This is a genomic window from Pseudomonas sp. SIMBA_067, from assembly GCF_046534675.1.
GTDB classification, from domain to species: Bacteria; Pseudomonadota; Gammaproteobacteria; order Pseudomonadales; family Pseudomonadaceae; genus Aquipseudomonas; species Aquipseudomonas putida.
The window spans coordinates 1-254 of the sequence record NZ_JAWRYH010000884.1; the positions used below are offsets into that span (position 1 = coordinate 1).

General features: G+C 59.8%; 1 protein-coding gene. It reads left to right on the forward strand.

Features of this window, described 5'->3' with window-relative positions; genetic code table 11:
* Window positions 1-254, forward strand: a 254-nt coding sequence (locus SB765_RS31760) for a hypothetical protein (RefSeq protein WP_410932774.1), incomplete at both ends; no start/stop codon positions are given.

A 254-nucleotide genomic window follows, 5' to 3' on the forward strand; every position in this document is an offset into this window, starting at 1 on the left:
GTATGGCGAGCTCAACGACCTGCTTGCAATGGTTCACCGGCTCGGCGAGGTGTCGAATGGCGAGTTCTTCTTCGACATCGGTGCCCCGGATCACGTTGCCGTAGCGACGAAGCTAGGCAAGGTCGAAAAGTATCTCGACTATTCACGCTCGCTACATCTGGTGGAAGGCGGCGAGCCGATCGTGCGATGGGCTGTCCCGAGGAATTGGAAGCCCGTGCCCGAAGTAGTGACGCGTGAAATGCGTGAGGCGGGGC